Origin of the sequence: Staphylococcus sp. HMSC068C09 (assembly GCF_001813735.1) — a bacterium.
In the GTDB taxonomy this organism is placed as follows: domain Bacteria; phylum Bacillota; class Bacilli; order Staphylococcales; family Staphylococcaceae; genus Staphylococcus; species Staphylococcus hominis.
In genome coordinates this window covers 38,416-59,490 of record NZ_KV813753.1, presented here as the reverse complement: position 1 = coordinate 59,490, position 21,075 = coordinate 38,416, and the positions used below count along the sequence as shown (strand labels likewise).

Genomic DNA, 21,075 nt, shown 5'->3' with positions numbered 1-21,075 from the left:
CTCATCAATTGTTGGCTTGCTGTATGATAGAGATTAAATTACCATATCTTCATTTATTTCAACGATTTAGATTTATCTTTATTATACATCACACATTGTAAATTTCAATTATTTCGTAAATTTTTCCCATCTAAATAAAATTCATTTGCTAAACTTTTGATACGTTCGATAATTCGAGCAGCTTTCGTTATTTCTGCCCCTTTGTTTGAAATAGATAAATGATGTTCTAATTCTTCCAAATTTAGATTTGAACTAAAGAATGTTGGTAATTCATGAACCATACGATAATGTAATAAGGGACCTATTACCTCATCCCTTACCCAAGTTGTGACATCCTCAGCTCCGATATCATCTAACATTAATATATTTGCTTCTCGTATACGCTCTAACTTTTCATTATAACTTCCATCTTTAAAACCACCTTTGAGTATACGAATGTATTCAGGTAAATATACTATTGTAGATGGCACATGTTTTGACTTAAGCTGGTTTGCGATCGCTCCTAAAATAAAAGATTTACCTGTTCCAAATGGGCCATGTATATAAAGACCCTTAACGCGTTCACCGTTAACTAACTTTTTACAAATATCGTTAACTTCCATCGCTATTTCAAGTCGACTTCTATCGTTGGTATAGATATCTTTAACTTTTGCATTCAACGTATCTCGTTGCATGTGATGGGCAGTAATGAGTTGTGAACTTAAACGTTCTTCATCGTATTTAATTTTGCAAGGACATAATCGATAACGAACTTTAATACACTCATTTTCTATATATAATTCTGGAATATGACCTTTAACAAAGTTTGGACAATGTGCATAATCGTGACCATCGTAGTGTTTTTGTTGATCTTTATATTCTTGAAGTACATTTAAATCTTTATCAATCATTTCATTAGTAAGTTCTGACTGGTGTTGATTTAAAAATTGCTTAACATCAGAATCATTAATGACTTGATTTTTTATTTTAGCAATTCTTTTGTTTAAATTATCTTGATTTTTTATAAGTTTACTAAATGGTTTCATCTAATCCTCCCAATCTTGTTCTAATTGAGCACGAAACGCTTCTCTATCTTTTTCAAATTGCGCATCATTATTGTTTGGTTTTTCATCTTGTTGATTTTTATTTTTTAACCACTTTGGTGTTTTTTCTATCGATGCAACGTCACGTTGTTTATACTGACGTTTTGTTTTTTTAGTTATACTATCATTGATTTGTTGATTTGTTTTCAGCGCATAATCGTATGCTTGTTGTGCAGTTTTAATACCTAACTTTTTCCAATTTGAAGCGATTTCAAATATATAGGATTTAGGAAGTTTCATTTCATTCTTAAGCATTACAAATTGTAATAAAATATTAATTACACCAAATGACAATTTTTCACGCTCTATTAACTCTTCTACCATTCTTTTTTGTTGTAAAGTTGGTTCTGATTCTGACCAAGACGCTAACATATCGATAGGACTTGTGTCTTCTAATAACTTAAACCAACTATCACTTTCCTTTATATCATCAGTAGTCTCATTTGGACTCTGTGATTGTTCTAAATGATTAGAAGGATTAGCTTTAGTTTGTAACTTAGGAAGCTGTTGTTGATGCTCAATTAAGTAATGAGACCTTGCTTGTTTTCTCATCTCTTCAAATGATAACGTTTGATTTTGTGTGATAGAGTTAAGAATGATTCGTTTCATAGAAGTAGGCGTTAACCCATATAAAGTAGCCAATTGTAAAATTAATTGTTTTGCCTCTTTAGTGATAATTTCTCCACTTATAAAATGATGTTGTAACATATCTCTCAACATATCAAAGTCAAATGATTCATTATCTAAATCTATAGTAGCTGAATGATTTTCCTTTTGAATTGTTGAAGCATCAATAGATATATTTTTATGTGGAACTTTGAATACATCAGTAAATTTGCGCGTTACTTGTTGAAATGCGTTTAAATCTGGTTCATTTTTTTCAAAATACGCTTTTAAATCTTTATATCTTCGATTATCAACTTCATTGTATAGGTATATAGATAACATTGGATCATTAAAAAATTGGTATGCAGTTGGAGGTTGAATCAATTCATATATAAACATAGACTGATTACTATCATGTTTTACAAATGTTTTAATTAACCCAATGCCTTCAAGTAAATCCATATATTCACGGAATTCTAATAAATTTATTTTAAGCTCATTCATAATAGTGTAATGTGTGAGAATAGTATCTTCAACTTCATCGATAAATTGGTTCATGAAATGATATACACCAATAGCTTTAAAGCCAATTAACGGTATGTACAATCGATTTAATATCTCTAATTGTTGATGATTAAAGAAAAAATGTCGATATACTTTAAATCCATCGTGTGGACTTAAACCATACTCATAAGATTTAAAACTCATTTATGAATCACTCCGTTTGTTATCATCCAAAATACCTTGCATCGATGCTAGTAATTGATCCACATCTTTAAACTCTTTATATACTGACGCAAATCGTACATAAGAGACTTGATCTACATGCATGAGCAAATTCATTACATGTTCACCTATATCTCTAGATGAAATTTCTGTATGACCTTTATCGCGTAATTGCCACTCTACTTTATTAGTAATGTCTTCCAATTGTTGATATCTAACTGGTCTTTTTTCACAAGATCTTACAAGGCCATTTAATATTTTTTCTCTTAAAAATTGTTCACGTGTTCCATCTTTTTTGACCACAATAAGTGGACTCACTTCAATATGTTCAAATGTTGTAAATCTTGTCCCACAATTCTCACATTCACGTCTTCTACGTATTGCGTTAGCTTCATCAGCATGTCTTGAATCTACCACACGTGAATGTGTGGCACTACATTTTGGGCATTTCATATCTGTCACCCTCTTGAATAGATTATGCTCCATTATACTATAAAAACGATTTATGACAAAAGAACTCATATGTATTAATAATAAATTGATACAACTTAGCTGTCTAAACCTATATAGAATATAAAAAGAAAGTGAAATAGAATTCAATATAAATTCTTTTTTCACTTTCCTATATATGACTCATTAAAAAATTATTTAATGTTTTTATAATGTTTTAATCTATAAAATCAAGGACATTAGATTAGGCTATCAACTCTAAAATTAACAATCTTTTATTTATTAAAAGCTTAAACTGCAGTCACAGTAGACTTTTCTACTAGTTGTTCACCAATCATTTCAGCTACTTCTACTACTCTATTAGAATAACCCCATTCATTATCATACCAAGCAATCACTTTCACCTTATGATCATCCATTACAATTGTATTCTCAGCATCGATAATAGCTGAATGTGGATTTGTATTAAAATCGACAGACACTAAAGGTGCATGTTCTACTTCTAAAACACCATCTAAATCTGAATGACGAAATGCATTATTAATTTCGTCAACAGTTACCGGTTTTTCTAAATCTACAACCAAATCAACTAAAGAAACATTTTTTGTAGGCACACGTAAAGCTAACCCATGAAGTTTACCTTCTAATTCTGGTAAAACTTCTTTCAATGCTTTTGCTGCTCCAGTAGAAGTTGGAATAATACTTTCATTACATGAACGTGCTCTACGTAAATCTTTATGAGGATTATCAATATTTTTTTGATCATTAGTAATTGCATGAACAGTAGTCATTAATCCATTGACAATACCAAATTGATCATTTAAAACTTTAGCAACTGGTCCTATACAATTTGTCGTACATGAAGCATTACTGAAAATGTCATACTTTTCAACATCTAATTTGTCATCATTTACCCCTTTAACAATCATTTGAACTTCTCCACCTTTAGATGGACCAGTTAGTAATACTTTTTTAGCTCCAGCACGAATATGTCCAACTGCTTTATCACCATGATTAAATTTTCCAGTTGCTTCAATTACGATATCTATATTTAAATCTTTCCATGGTAAATTTTCAGGATTTCTATCTGACACTAACTTAATGTCATGGTTGTCAACACGTATACCATCATCAATTGGTTCTACTTTTTTATCATAACGTCCATGCGTTGTATCATAGTTAATTAGATGTGCAATTGTTTCAGGTGGATAGCTTGCATTAATCGCAACCACATTAAAATTTTCATTATGTAATGCAATTCTTAAAACCATTCTTCCTATTCTACCCATTCCATTAATTGCAATATTTGTTGACATTTAAAGCACCCCTTGTTTTATATGTTATACTTTATAAAATTAGTATAACATAATAGATTTCGATTGAAAGCGTTTACCGAAAATAATGTAATATTTTTTTACTTTTACATTTTAAGTTTATATAACTAATATATTTTATTGTATAAATAAAAAGAGTTTAAGACTTAAAATAAAGCCCTAAACTCTTTTTTATATTATTCATGAATGTATCCTTTTTCAATCAATAGTTGTTTAAGAATGGTTTCTAATTCAGATTTACTTCCTAAGTTATCTATAACATGATCAGCCATTCTGCTTTTTTTATCAATTGATATTTGACTATGAACTCTCGCTTTTGCTTGATCCAAGTCTAAATTGTTACGTTTCATTAAACGTTCAATTTGTACACTTTCTGATGTGTAGACGAGCCAAACTTCATCCACAGTATCTTGTAAATCATTCTCAAACAGAAGCGGAATATCCATAATCACATCATATCCCTGTTGTACATAGTGTTGCTTTTCTTGTTCCATAATCGTTCTTACAATAGGATGAATAATTTCATTAAGTTCTAATCGTTTTTCTGGATGATTAAATACTAATTCTCCAATGTATTCTCGATTCATTTCTCCGTCACTTGTGATTGCTTCATCGCCAAACGTTTCTTTTATTCGTTCCAAAGCAGTTGATCCTTTCTCTACTGCTTTTCTTGAAGCTATATCTGCATCGACAATTTTAAATCCATATTCTGATAATAATTTAGAAACTGTTGACTTTCCGGTAGCTATTCCACCTGTTAATCCAATTACTTTAGGCATTTATATCACCGCTCACTTTATTTATTTCTGACAATATGGGCAAAAATGACTGTTTCTAGATGCTATAACCTTTTGTTCAATATCATGGCCACATACTTTACATGTCTTTTGTTTGTATACATTTAAATGTAATTGCATTTGTCCAGTTTTTCCGTCTGCATGACGATAATCTGAAATACTGGTTCCACCATTATCAATACCCTCTTTTAAAACTTCTTGTACATAATAAAAGAGCATTTGTCTTTCTTGATGAGACGTATCTTTTACTTTTCTAGCAGGATGGATACCTGCTCTAAATAACGCTTCACAAGCATAGATATTTCCACATCCTGCTACGATTTTATGATCCAATAACATCTGTTTAATAGGTTTATTGGCTACTTTTTTTTGAGATAAATAGTGATTAAAATGTTGTAACGCTTCTTCGTCAAAAGGCTCAGGCGCTATTTCTAAAAATGAAGGATAATCTTCAAATGAATTTAAATTTCTAATCTCACCAAATCGACGTATATCTGAAAACACTAATTTTTTTCCATTATTTAAATGAAAAATCACGTGCCAATGTTTACGATAGTTGGGAATTGCTATCTCAGATAGGTGATTGACAATGAAAAATCCCCCAGCCATACCTAAATGACTAAGTAACACACGTTTACGATTATGCTTTTCAATATGAAAAACAATATATTTACTTCTTCGTTCGACTTTAATTATCTTATAGCCTTCGCAATTCAAACGAAAACCATCTAAATTCATTCCTTTGATAATCGTTTCTTTATTCTGACTTTTACCTTCAATTACTTTTTTAGAAAATGAAATACTTTTAATTGTAGTATTTACAATAAAAGGTTCTATTCCCCTTTTAACATGTTCAACTTCTGGTAATTCTGGCATTATTCATTCCTCTTTCTATTTCGCATCATACCAAGTAGGACCATAATTAGAGTCTACTTTTAATGGAACATCTAGGTCTAATGCATGCTCCATGATATCTTCAACAAATAAACTAAATTCTTCAACTTCAGACTTAGGCACTTCAAATATTAATTCATCGTGTACTTGTAAAAGTAATTTAGCTTTGTAAGACGTATGTTGAACTTGCTTATCAAATTCCACCATAGCAAGTTTAATAATATCTGCTGCACTTCCTTGAATTGGAGTGTTCATTGCTGTACGTTCTGCAAAACCTCTTAAATTAAAATTACGACTAGTAATGTCAGGAATATAACGTCTACGATGCAATAATGTTTCAACGTAGCCATTTGCTTTAGCATCCTTTACAATGTCACTCATATATTGCTTAACTCCAGGGAAACTTGCTAAATAATCATCAATAAATATTTTTGCCTCTTTACGAGTTATATTTAAGCTTTGACTTAAGCCATAATCACTAATACCATAAACGATTCCAAAATTTACAGCTTTGGCTTGTCTACGCATTAAATCAGTGACTTCCTCCGCTTCAACACCGAATACTTTTCGTGCTGTAGCAGTATGAATATCCTGTCCATGAATAAATGCTTCTTTTAAACTGTCATCTTGTGTAATATGTGCTAAGACACGTAATTCAATTTGAGAATAATCAGCAGATAAAATAACACTGTCTTCAGATGAAGGTTTAAATGCTTTACGTATTTTACGCCCTTCTTCAAGTCGAATCGGTATATTTTGTAAATTAGGATCAACTGAAGATAATCGTCCAGTTTGTGCTAATGTTTGATTAAAACGAGTGTGTATACGCTTATCATTACTAATGACTTTTTGTAAACCTTCCACATAAGTAGATTGTAATTTAGCTAATTGACGATATTCTAAAATATCATTAATGATAGGATGTTCATTCTGTAACTGTTCTAGGACATCGACCGCTGTAGAATAACCTGTTTTTGTTTTTTTAATGACAGGTAGTTTTAATGTTTCAAATAAAACAACACCGAGTTGTTTAGGCGAATTAATGTTAAATGCTTCACCTGCTGCATCATGAATACGCTGAACTAACAATTCTAACTTCTCTTGTAATTCTTGTTGCATGCGTTGTAAATCATTTATATCTGTATAAATACCAATTTCTTCCATTTTACTTAAAATACGTGCTAGCGGAAGTTCTAAATCTTTTAGTAAATTCATTTGTTGATGTGATTCTAGTTCTTTTTCCATTAACGGTTTAACAGCATCAATAGATTTAGTAATAGATGCAATATGCGTATTTAAAATTTCAGCATTAGGAACTTGTCGCTTTTTACCTTTCCCATAAATAGAGACATCTTCTTTAACATACGTTTGATGATAATTTGTTACAACCGAATAGACATCATCAATCGTTCGTGATGGATCAATAATGTAGCTTGCTAACATCGCATCAAAAACGATATTTTGAATGGTAATATTTAATCTGTGTGCTATAACAAATGTTTTCTTTGCGTCATAAACTACCTTTTTAGAATTTTCATTTTCCAACCATTTAATAAGTTCTGGATAATCTTTAATATTATCTGCATCAACTACGATATAACGTTCTTTATCATAAAATCCAAACTTTAAAATATCATCTTTTAAATAATTAGAACCATCTATTTCGAAATGAATCACTGCTTCATCAAGATGATTAAAATCAACATATTCAAATGTAGGCAAAATATCAAAAGAAACTTGTTTTTGTTCTTGCTCAAATTCAGATGCTTCATTATCTATATCTGCTAATAATTGTTTAAATTCTAATTTCTTAAAAAGTTCAATTTTTTCATGATTATCCTTGATATCACTTAATTTCGTATCACTTAAAGTGACTTCTATTGGACTATGTCGATTAATTGTAGCAAGCTCTTTACTCATTAATGCATCTTCATGACTAAGTTCGAGCTTTTCTTTTAATTTTTTACCAGATACTTTATCAATATTCTCATAGACACCTTCTACAGAATCAAATTGATTTAAAAGTTTAATTGCTGTTTTTTCTCCTACTCCAGCTACACCGGGTATATTGTCTGAACTATCTCCCATTAAACCTTTCATATCAATAATTTGTATTGGTTTTAAACCATTATATTTTTCTGCTATAAATTCTGGAGTATAGTGATCAACGTCTGTGACCCCTTTTTTAGTATAATAAATAGTCACATTTTGAGTTGCTAACTGTGTTAAGTCTCTATCTCCAGTTACAATAATAGTTTCAAAATCATTTTGATCTGCTTCTTTACTTAATGTACCAATAATGTCATCTGCTTCGTAGTTTTCTAATTCATAATGTTTAATATGATAAGCATCTAACAATTGTCGAATATAGGGGAATTGTTCGCTTAATTCGGGTGGTGTTTTTTGACGTCCACCTTTGTATTCACTATATTTAGAATGTCTAAAAGTAGTCTTACCTGCGTCAAAGGCTACTAAGAAATGTGTAGGTTGTTCTTCTCTGATAATTTTTTCGAGTAATTTGGCAAACCCAAGAATCGCATTTGTATGAATACCTGCTTTATTAGATAAAAGTGGCAATGCGTAAAAAGCTCTAAAACTTAAACTATTGCCATCTATCAATACTAATTTATTCAAATTTTAAACCTCCAGAATGAGTTTAATTATATTTTAGCATAAACCTTTGGTCATAACGACTGAACGATATTTTACGAATGTCAAAAAATAAAATCCTACAAGTTTAGGTCCCTTTAAAATCCTAAAAACATAAAAAAGTATTTTAAAGTGTGGATGACCTAAACTTGTAGGACAAAATAGTTATTCGATTTTATCTATAAATGAGACTCTAAATAGCGATCCTTTATTCAGTTCACTTTCGACCATAATGGTACCGTGAAGTGCTTCTACAATATGTTTTGTAATCGATAATCCTAAACCTGTTCCACCAGAGTCACGACTTCTTGCTTTATCTACTCTATAAAATCTCTCAAAAATATGCTTTTGATCTTTTTTGTCTATCCCAATGCCATAATCTTGGATTTCTAGATTAACTTTTATATCTTCTCTGTAAACTCTAACAATAACTTTATTATTTTCATATGAATAGTTAATGGCATTTGAAAGTAAATTCGTGATAACTTGAGACAATTTTCCTTCATGCGCTTCAATAATAACATCATTTTCTATTTCAGATTTAATAGCGATATTTTTATACTTAGCTTGAGTTTGTAGATTATGGATTGTATTATGTGCTAAATCTGAAAGATTAACATAAGTAGTCTCAATCTCAGTTTGTTGTTCAATATGAGATAAATCCAATAAATCCATGACAAGTGATTCTATACGATTTGATTCTTTTAAAATAATATTTAAAAACATATCAAGAGATTGTTCATCATTCTTTGCACCTTCAATTAAGGTTTCTGCAAATCCTTTAATTGAAGTGATTGGAGTTTTAAGTTCATGTGAAACATTTGCAACAAACTCACGTCTCAAATTCTCTAATTTTTTTAGATTAGTGATATCATGTAATACTACAACCATACCTTGAAGTTTCTTTTTTGATTTACTTAAAATGGGAATACAAGAAACATCAAAATATTTTTGATGAACATCATTAATGTATAACTCAATTTGTTCATGCAACGGTTTTTCAGTTTTAAAGCTTTCAATAATAAGATGTTGAATTTCTTTATCTAAATGTACAGTATAATCTTTATTTTCGACTTTACTATCTGGTTTGAACACCTCGTAATAAGCATGGTTTGCAATAACAATTTCACCTTGTTTATCTATCATTAATACCGAACTAGGAATATTTTCTAATGTTGTTTTAAGGCGATTAGATTGCATTTTTTGTTTATTATTTAATTTTTGCAATCGTCTTGCTAAATCATTGGTAGTAACAAATAATGCTTTTGTTTCTTTCACATTACTTTCAGGTACTCTAACATGATAATATCCATCTGCAATTAAAGATGTCGCATAAGTAACTTCGTTGATTGGTCGTATATAGGTGCGATTAATGCTTCTTACAGCTAAATAAATAGCAAATAACACAATGATTCCAATTAATGATAAGTACTTCCACATATTTTTTTGTAAATCTAAAATTTCAGTATTAATACCACTTATGTATATTGTTTGATTACTTACAGTATTTTTAAATGTGTAATCCACCTTATCCTTATTTTTATGATATATAATATTCGAAGGATTAGCTGCATTATCAATAGTATGATTAATTTGATGTTGATTGCCAGTTTGATATAACACATGTTCATTTTCAGAAATTTTAACAACCAAATTTTGATTTTGTGCTATACGCTGAATGTCTGCTTGTTTATTTCGCTTATTTAAATTTACGATATTTTCTGATAAATGATTTAATTCTCTAGTTTGAGTATCTGATAATATCTGATAAATCGTATGATGAAGAATTGCACCTAAGCCTATAAAACTAATAATTGTGATTGTACATAGTAGAAGTAATAATCTATGATGAAATTTAATCATTAAGCTTTAGGTCTTTCTAATTTATAACCCAATCCACGAACTGTTTTTATCAACTTAGGTTGTTTAGGATTTTCTTCTAATTTATCTCTTAAATGACTAATATGAACATCTACAATTCTTGAATCTCCTGCAAACTCGTAATTCCACACTGAATTTAACATATGTTCTCTAGTAATTACGCGTCCTTGACGTTCAATAAGATAAAGTAATAACTCAAATTCTTTAGGAGTAAGTTCAAGCAAGGTATCATCTCTATAGACTTCAAAGAATTCAGGACGAATTCTAATATTATCAATTACAATATCTTCATCCTCCACGTCATCTTTTACGACTTCATTAGCAATTTGAGAGCGTCTTAAAATAGCTTTTACTCTTGCTACAACTTCTCTTGGAGAGAAAGGTTTAGTCATGTAATCATCAGCACCTAATTCTAAGCCTAAAACACGATCAAACTCATCATCTTTAGCCGTTAACATTAAAATAGGTACAAGATTTTTATCAGATCGAATCGTTTTACATACTTCTATTCCATCTTTTTTAGGTAACATGACATCTAATACAATCAGTTCAGGTTTAACCTCTTTAACTTTTTTGAGTGCTTCTTCACCATCATACGCTACATCTACAATATAACCTGCTGTTTCTAAGTTATATTTTAGTAACGTTACTATTGATTGCTCGTCATCAACCACTAATACTTTTTGTGACATGATTTGCCTCCCTAAATAGAATTAACAATTTCAATTTTATTATAACTGAAATTTAAATAAAAATAACATACAACATATTGAATTTACATAAACTTAACATTTACTTATTATTTTCAATTTGTTAAGAATATTTTTCGTTAATCTTGTTTTGATATTTATTAATAATGAACAAAAACAGTCTAAGACATCAAAATCCATCTTAGACTGTTTTATCAAAATAAATATTATTTTAAGTTTTTAATCAATTCATCGGCAAATTCTGAAGTTGATACTTCAGTAGCTCTGTCCATTAAGCGAGCAAAATCATATGTCACAATTTTAGAAGCAATTGTAGCTTCAATAGCATCAGTAATTTTATCAGCCGCTTCTTGCCATCCTAAATGTTCTAACATTAATACAGAACTTAATAATTCAGATGATGGATTCACTTTATTTAAGTTAGCATACTTTGGTGCTGTACCATGTGTTGCTTCAAAAATAGCATGCCCTGTCTCATAGTTAATATTAGCACCAGGAGCAATACCGATTCCTCCTACTTGTGCAGCAAGTGCATCTGAGATATAGTCGCCATTTAAGTTCATTGTAGCTACTACATCATGTTCTGCTGGACGTGTTAAAATTTGTTGTAAGAAAATATCTGCTATTGAATCTTTAATAATAATTTTACCGTCTTTTTCAGCTTGTTGTTGTGCGTCATTTGCAGCATCTTTACCATCTTTTTCAGCAATGTCATCATATTGTTGCCAAGTAAATACTTTATCAGAAAATTCGTTATGAGCTAAATCATAACCCCATTGTTTAAATGATCCTTCTGTAAACTTCATAATATTACCTTTGTGAACTAATGTTACTGATTTACGGTTATTATCAATTGCATATTGAATAGCTGATCTTACTAAACGTTCGGTTCCTTCTTTAGAAACTGGTTTAATACCAATACCAGAAGTTTCGGGAAAACGAATATTTGTAGCACCCATTTCATTTTGTAAGAAGTCAATAACTTTTTTAACTTCTTCTGTTCCTTCTTTAAATTCAATTCCAGCATAAATATCCTCAGTATTTTCACGGAAGATAACCATATCAACATCTTGAGGACGTTTTACTGGTGAAGGTACACCTTTAAACCAACGTACTGGACGAAGACAAGTAAACAAATCCAATTCTTGTCTTAATGCTACATTTAAAGAACGAATGCCTCCGCCAATTGGTGTAGTTAATGGCCCTTTAATTGCGATTAAGTATTCTTTGATGGTATCTAAAGTTTCTTGTGGTAACCATTCACCAGTTTCATCGTACGCTTTTTGACCAGCTAATACCTCTTTCCACTCAATACGCTTTTCACCGTTATATGCTTTTTCAACCGCCGCATCAACAACACGACTAGCTGCTTTCCAAATATCAGGACCGATACCATCCCCAATAATAAATGGAATAATTGGTTCATTAGGTACATTTAATAATTCATCATTTGCTCTAGTAATTTTTTCAGCTGCCATTATAAAAGCCTCCATAAATTAAATTTTGAAATATTTTATCTTTCTTCTACTGCTACATATTTACGATTTGTTTCTCCAACATATTTTGCACGCGGACGAATAATTCGATTATCACGATATTGTTCTAAAATATGCGCGGTCCATCCTGCAGTACGACTTACAGCAAAGATAGGTGTAAAAATATCGTGTGGAATTTCCATGCTATGATAAACAGTTGCACTAAAGAAGTCTACATTTGGAATTAAACCTTTTTCATCATGCATACGCTTTTCAATTGCAAGAGAAATTTCATATAATTCGTTATGTCCAGTTTCAGAAGTTATTTTTCGACTCATTTCTTTTAAGTACTTGGCACGTGGATCTCCCTCTTTATATACACGATGACCGAATCCCATGATTTTTTCTTTGTTAGCGAGTTTCTTATCTAAATAATTATCTACTTCATCAAGTGATTTAACTTCTGATAGCATTTTCATAACTTGTTCATTTGCTCCACCATGTAAAGGGCCTTTTAATGAACCAATTGCTGCTACAATACCTGAATACATATCAGATAAAGATGATACTGCGCATCTTGCTGTAAATGCTGAAGCATTAAGTTCATGATCAGCATGTAATATTAAAGCTTTATTAAAAGCTTCAACTTCAGTATCAGATGGCAATTCCCCTTTTAACATATACAAGAAGTTTGCTGCATAGCTTAAATCAGAATTGGGCTTAACAGGTTCCTTTCCTTCTCGCACGCGTGAAAACGCTGTAACTAATGATGCAATCTTTGCTTGGATACGAATAGCTCGATTTTTTCGACTTTCATCTGTTTCCTCTTCAGCATCTGGATCAAAGTGTGCAATATAAGAAACAGAGGTACGTAATGCAGTCATTGGATGTACATCATCCGTAGCATATTCTTCAAAATGCTTATATACCCTTGGATTTAATGTCATATATTGTTTAAGTTTCTCTTTTAATTCTTCAAGTTCTTCTTGTGTTGGTAATCTATAATTCCATAATAAGAACATGATTTCTTCAAATTGAGCATTTTCAGCTAAATCATCAATATCATATCCTGAATAAGTTAATTGACTGTCAATAATTGAACTAATTTTAGTTTCTGCTGCGATAACCCCTTCTAAACCTTTTTGTAATTCTGCCATAAGTAATTCCCCTTTTCTTTTACATAATGTAATGGCTTTCATAAAATAGTATATCTAAAATTATAAGTTTTGTGAATAATTATATATGTGGTTTAAATTTTCATTGGTAAATTATTTATATATTAATTTTAATTATAATGATAGTAAAAATCGTTATAAAGCTATTTATGAATAGTAAGACAAGGTTGACTTATATGAAAATAATGAATATTTTAATTATTTATCAACAATGATTATTTTTTATTAACTCAATGTTAATAAAATTTTTAGAAAAAATTTAGAAAAATAATTGTCGAATTTAATATATAAGTGCATAATTAATATTAATTAAATGTAAGGGAGTTGTCTTATGGCAGAAGAAAAATTACAAAGAGGATTAAGTAATCGTCATGTACAATTGATTGCTCTTGGTGGCGCTATCGGAACTGGATTATTCTTAGGTGCAGGTCAAACTATAGCTATGACTGGACCTTCTATTCTATTAACCTATATCATTATTGGATTCATGCTATTTATGTTTATGAGAGGTCTTGGAGAAATCATCATTCAAAATACTCGTTTTAAATCATTTGCTGATGTAACAAACGAGTATATTGGACCGTTTGCAGGATTCGTTACTGGATGGACATATTGGTTATGCTGGATTATAACGGGAATGGCAGAAGTAACTGCAGTTGCTAAATATGTTAGTTTCTGGTTTCCAACTATACCAAACTGGATTACTGCTCTGTTTTGCGTATTAATATTAATGGTTTTTAACTTATTAAGTGCAAAATTATTTGGAGAATTAGAATTCTGGTTTGCTATTATTAAAATTATAACTATTATAGCTTTAATCGTCATTGGTGCAATAATGATTTTATTTGCTTATAAAACTCAATTTGGACATGCAAGTTTAACTAATCTTTATAAACATGGTATTTTTACCAATGGAACCTCTGGTTTCTTTATGTCATTCCAAATGGCTTTATTCTCATTTGTTGGTATTGAAATGATTGGGGTAACCGCTGGTGAAACTAAAGATCCAGAAAAAACAATACCTAAAGCTATAGATGCAGTACCAATTAGAATTTTAATTTTCTATGTAGGTGCTTTAGCAGTCATTATGTCTATTATTCCTTGGGACAAAGTGGATCCAAATGAGAGCCCATTTGTTAGATTGTTCTCATTAATTGGTATTCCGTTTGCAGCTGGATTAATTAACTTTGTAGTTTTAACTGCTGCTGCTTCATCTTGTAATAGTGGTATCTTCTCAAATAGTCGTATGTTATTTGGATTATCTGAACAAAAACAAGCGCCTTCTATATTTAAAAGTACTAACAAACAAGGTGTACCACATATCGCAATTATAGTATCATCTGCGTTATTATTGGTGACAGCATTATTAAACTATATTTTTCCAAATGCAACGCTAGTATTTACATATGTTACAACAATTTCAACAGTATTATTTATTATCGTGTGGGCTTTAATTATTTGGGCTTATATTAATTATCATAGAAAAAATCCTGAATTACATAAAAAAGCAAAATTCAAACTTCCTGGTGGAAAATATATGGCCTATATTATTTTAGCATTCTTCATATTTGTGTTTTGTTTACTATTTGTAAATGCAACAACAAGAAACGCTATTTTCTTAACACCCATTTGGTTTATTATTTTAGGTATTATGTATTTAAGATATAAAAAAGTAGCAAATTAACATTAAAATATCAATATAAAAAATGACTGGAACAATTGATAATGTTCCAGTCATTTTTATGTTAATGCAGTCGATGTCTGAATTGAAATACTCTTGTAATAAGCATTTTTAAACACTACTATCCCCAACATAGAGATTTTCTTAATGAAAATCTACGTTCAACGCAAGGTGGGACGACGAATACGGCTCTATTCCACTTTTTTAATATGTTTAAATAATATAAAAAAGAGCGAGAATTTTATCCACTAATGTGGTTATTCTCGCTCTTCTAGCATTTTAATTAAACATACTTATACAGTTGTTTAATTAAAGGACATTCGCATACCCTTCAAAAATTCTACCTTGATTTGCATCAACAGTAATTAATAAGTCATTTTTCAATTCTTTAGTTGCATTTTCAACACCAATAATAGTTGGGATACCTTGTTCAAGTCCAACGATTGCACTTGGTGATGTTATACCGTTTTCTTCAGTAATTAAACCTGCAGCTTTTTCAACATATGGAACATAACTTTCGTCTACTGAATTAGTCACAATAATTGATTCACTTAGGTCTTTTCCTTCTAAATCACTAGCAGTTTTAGAAATCACTGTTTTACCAGTTGTTGATCCACGACCAACACCTTGACCTTTAGCAATTTCATCACCTACTAAATGTAATTTCATCATATTAGTCGTACCTTTTTCACCAGTTGGAACGCCAGCAGTAATGATAATTAAATCACCATTACCAACTTTTTCAGTAGCAACAGCTGTTGCTACTGCATTATTTAATAAATCATCTGTTGTTTTACGTCCTTTTTTAACAACTGGATATGCACCCCATACTAGTGCTAATTGTCTTGCAGTATGTTCACTAGGTGTTACTGCAATAATATCTGAATGTGGACGATATTTAGAAATTGTAATCGCTGTTGAACCACTTTCAGTTGCAGCTACAATTGCTTTAACATTTAAGTTTAGAGCAGTATGTGCTACAGATACACCAATCGCATTTACTAATGATGTTTCTACTAATTTAGTACGATCAGATAATAATTTTTTGTAATCTTGAGCAGCTTCAGCTGAAATTGCGATATTTCTCATTGTTTTAACTGCTTCTTCAGGATATTGTCCTGCAGCTGTTTCACCAGATAACATAACTGCATCTGTACCATCATAGATTGCATTAGCAACGTCACTTGCTTCAGCTCTTGTTGCACGTGGATTACGTTGCATTGAATCAAGCATTTGAGTTGCAGTAATGACAGGTTTTCCTAATTTATTACATTTTCTAATTAAATCTTTTTGAACGATTGGCACAGATTCAGGTGGAATTTCAACACCCATGTCACCACGCGCAACCATTAAACCATCAGATACTTCTAAAATCTCTTCGATATTGTCAATACCTTCTTGGTTTTCAATTTTAGGGAAGATCGTAATATTATCATTATTTTCTTGTTCTAAAATTTCGCGAATATCTAATACATCACTAGGACGACGTACAAAGCTTGCTGCAATGTAATCAATATCTTCTTTAATACCAAATTTAATATCTGCAGCATCTTTATCAGTGATACCAGGTAAGTTTACTTTAACACCAGGTAAGTTTACACCTTTTTTATTTTTTAATTCACCAGTATTTAAGATATCACATTTAACTTCGCCTTTATCTTTATCAATATCTTTAACTTGTAATTCTACTAAACCATCATCTAATAAAATGTATGATCCAATTTGAACATCATTAATTAAATCTTCATATGTGACTGAGAATTTTTCAGGTGTACCTTCAACTTGAGACATACTCACAATAACTTCTTTACCTTTTTCAAGTACAATCAAGCCGTCTTTCATATCATGTGTACGAATTTCAGGTCCTTTAGTATCTAATAAAATACCAATAGTTTTACCTAATTTTTTAGATACTTTACGAATTGAATCAATACGTGCTTTATGTTCTTCATGACTACCATGAGAGAAATTTAAACGTGCAACGTTCATTCCAGCATTCATTAATTTTTCTAACATTTCCTCAGACTCTGAAGCAGGTCCTATAGTACATACAATTTTAGTCTTTCTCATTATAAAAGCCTCCTAAATTATATAGATAATTCTTTTGCTAAGTCATAAATACGAGTGTTGAATTTATGGCTTTCATTATTGAAAATTTCATCAAATGGTGTTGCTGTAAGTTGGTTATTTTGTATACCTACACCGAATCCTGTTTGACCTTGCATTAACAATTCTACAGCATAACCGCCTAATCTTGAAGCAAGTACTCGATCTACACCAGATGGACTACCACCACGTTGGATGTGACCAAGAACAGATACACGTGCATCAACATTGATATATTTAGTTAATTGTTCTGCACATTCATGGCCACTCATACAACCTTCTGCTACCATAACGATAGAATGTTTTTTTCCACGTTTAATACCACTTTCAATTTTTTCAGCAACATCTTTAATATCTGTGTGCTCTTCTGGAACTAAGATTGTTTCAGCACCTACTGACAATCCAGCCCACAGTGCTAAATCACCACAATCACGTCCCATTACTTCTACAACAAAAGTTCTCGCATGACTTGAAGCAGTATCTCTGATTTTATCGACACAGTCAATAATCGTATTTAATGCTGTATCGAAACCAATAGTGAAATCAGTACCATTAATATCATTATCAATTGTTCCAGGGATACCAATTGTTTTTATATCGGTTGTTTCTTCGCTAATACGTTGAGCACCTCTATAACTGCCATCTCCACCGACTACTACAAGTCCTTCAATACCATGCTTGTGTAAGTTCTCAATCCCTTTTTGTCTTACACTCTCATCTTTAAACTGAGGACATCTAGCAGAATATAGAAAAGTTCCTCCTCGTTGAATCGTATCTCCAACACTTCCTAATTCAAGTTTGTGGATATTATCATCAAGTAAACCTTGATAACCCTGATAAACACCAAAAACTTCGATATTATTATAAATTGCTTTTCGTACGACTGCTCTAACAGCAGCATTCATGCCTGGTGAATCTCCACCACTTGTTAATACCGCAATTCTCTTCATAGCGACATACCCTTTCCTAACTATAATAATCTTCATGTATAAATTACCATAATTTTATTATCTATTCCATTAATATTGATAGATTATATATATGTAAACGTTTTAAATTTTTAATTTAATTTATATAAAAAAATGACTAGAAATTTTAATTAAATTTCTAGTCATTCTGTGTTAATTAATAAAGGTACCAATATTTCTAAATTTATTAAATCGATGATTCGCTAAAGCTTGTCCATCTAATTTATTTAATTCATTAAGCTGATGAATAAAAGATTGTTTAATTTGTTTTGCTTGAAAAACGACGTCTCTGTGAGCGCCGCCTTGTGGTTCATTAATAACTTCATCTACCACGTTTAGTTCCAGTAAATCTTTTGCAGTAATTTTCATCGTTTCAGCAGCCATTTTTGCTAAAGAGCTATCTTTCCAAAGTAATGCTGCCGCCCCTTCTGGAGAAATAACAGAATAAGTACTATTTTCAAGCATTAATAATTTATTAGTTATACCAATACCAAGCGCACCACCGCTTCCACCTTCACCGATTACAACACCAATCACAGGTACTTTAAGAGAAGCCATCTCAATTAAATTTTTCGCAATTGATTCACTTTGCCCTCGTTCTTCAGCTGCTTTTCCCGGATATGCACCTTTTGTATCAATAAACGTAAAAATAGGACGATTAAATTTTTCAGCTTGTTTCATTAAGCGTAAAGCTTTACGGTAACCTTCAGGATGAGCCATTCCAAAATTACGATAAATATTATCTTTAGTATCTTTCCCTCGTTGCTGACCTATGATAGTTACCGGTTGATTGTTGAGATATCCTATTCCACCAATCATCGCAGGATCATCTCTAAAATTACGATCTCCATGTAATTCAATGAATGAATCAAAGATATATGGAATATAATCAAGTGTTGTAGGTCTTTCTTGAAGTCTTGCAATTTGTACTCGATCCCAAGGTTTTAAATTGGTGTATATTTTTTTTCTTTCTCTTTCCAAAGAGGCTTCTAACAAATCAATTTCATCTTGTAAGTCGACGTCATTTTTTTCTTGAGATTCCTTCAATGAATTAATCTTTTCTTTAATCTCATATAAAGATTTCTCGAAATCAAGCATTCGTCTTCACCTCTTGATGTAGTTTTAAAATTTCAGAAAGTGTTGCTTTCATGTCTTTTCTATGCACAACTTTATCTAATTGACCATGTTCTAATAAAAACTCAGCAGTTTGAAAATCTTCCGGCAATTTTTCGTTAATTGTTTGTTCTATAACTCTACGTCCAGCAAAACCGATTAAAGCCTTAGGTTCGCTTAGGTTAATATCACCCACAGAAGCAAAACTAGCTGATACACCACCAGTAGTAGGATGTGTTAAATAAGAAACATATAATAATCCAGCATCAGAATGTCGTTTTAATGATACACTTGTTTTTCCCATTTGCATTAATGAAATAATACCTTCTTGCATTCTGGCACCACCACTTGCAGAAAATAATACAAATGGTAACCGATGTTCAGTACAATAATCAACGATTCTACAGATTTTTTCCCCTACGACTGAACCCATACTTCCCATTCTAAATCGTGAGTCCATAACTGCAATGCCATATTTCACGCTATCTAATTCTGCTGTACCAGTTACGATGGCTTCATTTAAACCCGTTTTCTTTTGATCTTTTTCCACCTTTTCTTGATAACCAGGAAAATCTAAAGGATTAGAAGATGTCATTTCTTTATCGAATTCTTTGAACGAATTTTCATCTGAAATAGCTTCTATTCTTTTGTATGCAGGAAGTGCGATATGATGATCACAATTAAAGCATACATTTAAATTTTCAGTTAGTTCTTTTGTATACATTATTTTTTTACAATTAGGACATTTAGTCATGATACCCGCTGGTACGTCATTTTGTTTAGAATCCGGTACCGTTAAATATTTCTTTTTTTTACTACTTCTATTAAAAAAATCTTTAAACATGCGTAAACCTCCGCATAACTCACTCAATAATTTCGTTATTTTAAATAGTTACTTTTAAATTCGCTTACTTTATTTTAAATCTGTTAACTTCATTGTTTTATCATATACGTCATGGAAATCTACTTCAATACATGCAACACCTAATTCCATAGCAGATTGTGTTAAATCTTGTGTCGCTGATGGTGTCACTCTTTAATCGAAAGGAGTAGATTCAATATCTAAAACAACTCTAAAAACACCTAGATAAGCTAATATCTTATTAATTTGATTTCGAAAATAAGGTCGTCTCGTTCCTACTACTTTAGCACTACTTCCTTGATTCTTCATAGCTTTCTTTACACGATTCTACTGCCTCTATAGAGTATGCTAAACTTAGCTCTTCTATATTGGTTACTTTAACATAAGGTGTAGTTTTTAATTTACCTTGATTCTCTTTATGCATTTGTAATGCATCGTCTCTTAAAAACATTTAATCAATCTCTAATTGATTTATAATTAAATTACTTTTGAAAAGAAGGATTTTTGTAACAATTAAGTTCAATTTTAAAAACCATTTTTATATGCTACATGTTATTAAATCAAGA

Annotated in this window: 17 protein-coding genes and 1 pseudogene; 1 reads left to right on the top strand and 17 read right to left on the bottom strand. The window is 30.9% G+C overall.

Annotated features, from left to right (window positions below):
- Positions 1-104 precede the first annotated feature (104 nt).
- The 11 genes from dnaI to HMPREF2930_RS02650 all read right to left on the bottom strand — a co-directional run bounded on the left by dnaI (position 105) and on the right by HMPREF2930_RS02650 (position 13,761).
- Positions 105-1,025, bottom strand: coding sequence for a primosomal protein DnaI (dnaI, locus tag HMPREF2930_RS02700; RefSeq protein WP_017176139.1), 921 nt, complete (start codon positions 1,023-1,025; stop codon positions 105-107).
- On the bottom strand, positions 1,026-2,396 hold the full coding sequence (locus HMPREF2930_RS02695) for a replication initiation and membrane attachment family protein (protein WP_017176138.1): 1,371 nt from the start codon (positions 2,394-2,396) through the stop codon (positions 1,026-1,028).
- Positions 2,397-2,867 (bottom strand): transcriptional regulator NrdR, encoded by a 471-nt coding sequence (gene nrdR / locus HMPREF2930_RS02690; RefSeq protein ID WP_017176137.1) that lies wholly within the window; start codon positions 2,865-2,867, stop codon positions 2,397-2,399.
- Between the two features lie 287 nt (positions 2,868-3,154).
- Positions 3,155-4,180 carry a type I glyceraldehyde-3-phosphate dehydrogenase gene (gap, locus tag HMPREF2930_RS02685; protein WP_017176136.1) on the bottom strand — a complete coding sequence of 342 codons (1,026 nt, stop codon included), beginning with the start codon at positions 4,178-4,180 and terminating at the stop codon, positions 3,155-3,157.
- Between the two features lie 194 nt (positions 4,181-4,374).
- Entirely contained in the window at positions 4,375-4,977 is a 603-nt protein-coding gene (gene coaE, locus HMPREF2930_RS02680; protein WP_017176135.1) for a dephospho-CoA kinase, read from the bottom strand.
- Positions 4,978-4,998: 21 nt separating this feature from the next.
- Positions 4,999-5,871: a bifunctional DNA-formamidopyrimidine glycosylase/DNA-(apurinic or apyrimidinic site) lyase gene (gene mutM, locus HMPREF2930_RS02675; protein ID WP_017176134.1), complete on the bottom strand. Its 873-nt coding sequence runs from the start codon at positions 5,869-5,871 to the stop codon at positions 4,999-5,001.
- A 15-nt stretch (positions 5,872-5,886) separates the two neighbouring features.
- Positions 5,887-8,523 (bottom strand): DNA polymerase I, encoded by a 2,637-nt coding sequence (polA, locus tag HMPREF2930_RS02670; protein ID WP_017176133.1) that lies wholly within the window; start codon positions 8,521-8,523, stop codon positions 5,887-5,889.
- Positions 8,524-8,703: 180 nt separating this feature from the next.
- The gene (gene pnpS / locus HMPREF2930_RS02665) at positions 8,704-10,401 is read right to left on the bottom strand and encodes a two-component system histidine kinase PnpS (protein ID WP_017176132.1); all 1,698 of its coding nucleotides are present in this window, start codon (positions 10,399-10,401) and stop codon (positions 8,704-8,706) included.
- Complete coding sequence (locus HMPREF2930_RS02660; protein WP_017176131.1) at positions 10,401-11,111, bottom strand: response regulator transcription factor; 711 nt, start codon at positions 11,109-11,111, stop codon at positions 10,401-10,403. The genes pnpS and HMPREF2930_RS02660 overlap by 1 nt, the downstream gene beginning before the upstream one ends.
- A gap of 224 nt (positions 11,112-11,335) precedes the next feature.
- On the bottom strand, positions 11,336-12,607 hold the full coding sequence (icd, locus tag HMPREF2930_RS02655; protein ID WP_017176130.1) for an NADP-dependent isocitrate dehydrogenase: 1,272 nt from the start codon (positions 12,605-12,607) through the stop codon (positions 11,336-11,338).
- Between the two features lie 35 nt (positions 12,608-12,642).
- Complete coding sequence (locus tag HMPREF2930_RS02650) at positions 12,643-13,761, bottom strand: citrate synthase (protein ID WP_017176129.1); 1,119 nt, start codon at positions 13,759-13,761, stop codon at positions 12,643-12,645.
- Positions 13,762-14,110: 349 nt separating this feature from the next.
- Here HMPREF2930_RS02650 and HMPREF2930_RS02645 point away from each other — a divergent pair, with 349 nt between their 5' ends.
- Positions 14,111-15,463 (top strand): amino acid permease, encoded by a 1,353-nt coding sequence (locus HMPREF2930_RS02645; protein ID WP_017176128.1) that lies wholly within the window; start codon positions 14,111-14,113, stop codon positions 15,461-15,463.
- Positions 15,464-15,769: 306 nt separating this feature from the next.
- On the opposite strand, the gene pyk is transcribed toward HMPREF2930_RS02645, so the two are convergent.
- The 6 genes and pseudogenes from pyk to HMPREF2930_RS11510 all read right to left on the bottom strand — a co-directional run.
- The gene (gene pyk, locus HMPREF2930_RS02640) at positions 15,770-17,530 is read right to left on the bottom strand and encodes a pyruvate kinase (RefSeq protein ID WP_017176127.1); all 1,761 of its coding nucleotides are present in this window, start codon (positions 17,528-17,530) and stop codon (positions 15,770-15,772) included.
- A 17-nt stretch (positions 17,531-17,547) separates the two neighbouring features.
- The gene (gene pfkA / locus HMPREF2930_RS02635) at positions 17,548-18,516 is read right to left on the bottom strand and encodes a 6-phosphofructokinase (RefSeq protein WP_017176126.1); all 969 of its coding nucleotides are present in this window, start codon (positions 18,514-18,516) and stop codon (positions 17,548-17,550) included.
- A gap of 171 nt (positions 18,517-18,687) precedes the next feature.
- Positions 18,688-19,632: an acetyl-CoA carboxylase carboxyltransferase subunit alpha gene (locus HMPREF2930_RS02630; protein ID WP_017176125.1), complete on the bottom strand. Its 945-nt coding sequence runs from the start codon at positions 19,630-19,632 to the stop codon at positions 18,688-18,690.
- A complete protein-coding gene (accD, locus tag HMPREF2930_RS02625) occupies positions 19,625-20,491 on the bottom strand; it encodes an acetyl-CoA carboxylase, carboxyltransferase subunit beta (RefSeq protein WP_017176124.1) in 867 nt (288 codons plus the stop codon). Before accD ends, HMPREF2930_RS02630 begins: the two co-directional genes overlap by 8 nt.
- Positions 20,492-20,683: 192 nt before the next feature.
- Positions 20,684-20,818, bottom strand: coding sequence for a hypothetical protein (locus HMPREF2930_RS11735; RefSeq protein ID WP_256217926.1), 135 nt, complete (start codon positions 20,816-20,818; stop codon positions 20,684-20,686).
- Positions 20,802-20,960: pseudogene (locus tag HMPREF2930_RS11510) on the bottom strand (NAD-dependent malic enzyme); the annotation flags it as partial. The pseudogene HMPREF2930_RS11510 and the gene HMPREF2930_RS11735, both read right to left, overlap by 17 nt.
- Between the last annotated feature and the right edge of the window lie 115 nt (positions 20,961-21,075).

What these genes read in the sequence shown, in the direction of transcription:
- dnaI (WP_017176139.1), bottom strand. Translation starts at nt 1,025, where the DNA reads ATGAAACCATTTAGTAAACTTATAAAAAATCAAGATAATTTAAACAAA.
- HMPREF2930_RS02695 (WP_017176138.1), bottom strand. Translation starts at nt 2,396, where the DNA reads ATGAGTTTTAAATCTTATGAGTATGGTTTAAGTCCACACGATGGATTT.
- nrdR (WP_017176137.1), bottom strand. Translation starts at nt 2,867, where the DNA reads ATGAAATGCCCAAAATGTAGTGCCACACATTCACGTGTGGTAGATTCA.
- gap (WP_017176136.1), bottom strand. Translation starts at nt 4,180, where the DNA reads ATGTCAACAAATATTGCAATTAATGGAATGGGTAGAATAGGAAGAATG.
- coaE (WP_017176135.1), bottom strand. Translation starts at nt 4,977, where the DNA reads ATGCCTAAAGTAATTGGATTAACAGGTGGAATAGCTACCGGAAAGTCA.
- mutM (WP_017176134.1), bottom strand. Translation starts at nt 5,871, where the DNA reads ATGCCAGAATTACCAGAAGTTGAACATGTTAAAAGGGGAATAGAACCT.
- pnpS (WP_017176132.1), bottom strand. Translation starts at nt 10,401, where the DNA reads ATGATTAAATTTCATCATAGATTATTACTTCTACTATGTACAATCACA.
- HMPREF2930_RS02660 (WP_017176131.1), bottom strand. Translation starts at nt 11,111, where the DNA reads ATGTCACAAAAAGTATTAGTGGTTGATGACGAGCAATCAATAGTAACG.
- icd (WP_017176130.1), bottom strand. Translation starts at nt 12,607, where the DNA reads ATGGCAGCTGAAAAAATTACTAGAGCAAATGATGAATTATTAAATGTA.
- HMPREF2930_RS02650 (WP_017176129.1), bottom strand. Translation starts at nt 13,761, where the DNA reads ATGGCAGAATTACAAAAAGGTTTAGAAGGGGTTATCGCAGCAGAAACT.
- HMPREF2930_RS02645 (WP_017176128.1), top strand. Translation starts at nt 14,111, where the DNA reads ATGGCAGAAGAAAAATTACAAAGAGGATTAAGTAATCGTCATGTACAA.
- pyk (WP_017176127.1), bottom strand. Translation starts at nt 17,530, where the DNA reads ATGAGAAAGACTAAAATTGTATGTACTATAGGACCTGCTTCAGAGTCT.
- pfkA (WP_017176126.1), bottom strand. Translation starts at nt 18,516, where the DNA reads ATGAAGAGAATTGCGGTATTAACAAGTGGTGGAGATTCACCAGGCATG.
- HMPREF2930_RS02630 (WP_017176125.1), bottom strand. Translation starts at nt 19,632, where the DNA reads ATGCTTGATTTCGAGAAATCTTTATATGAGATTAAAGAAAAGATTAAT.
- accD (WP_017176124.1), bottom strand. Translation starts at nt 20,491, where the DNA reads ATGTTTAAAGATTTTTTTAATAGAAGTAGTAAAAAAAAGAAATATTTA.
- HMPREF2930_RS11735 (WP_256217926.1), bottom strand. Translation starts at nt 20,818, where the DNA reads ATGAAGAATCAAGGAAGTAGTGCTAAAGTAGTAGGAACGAGACGACCT.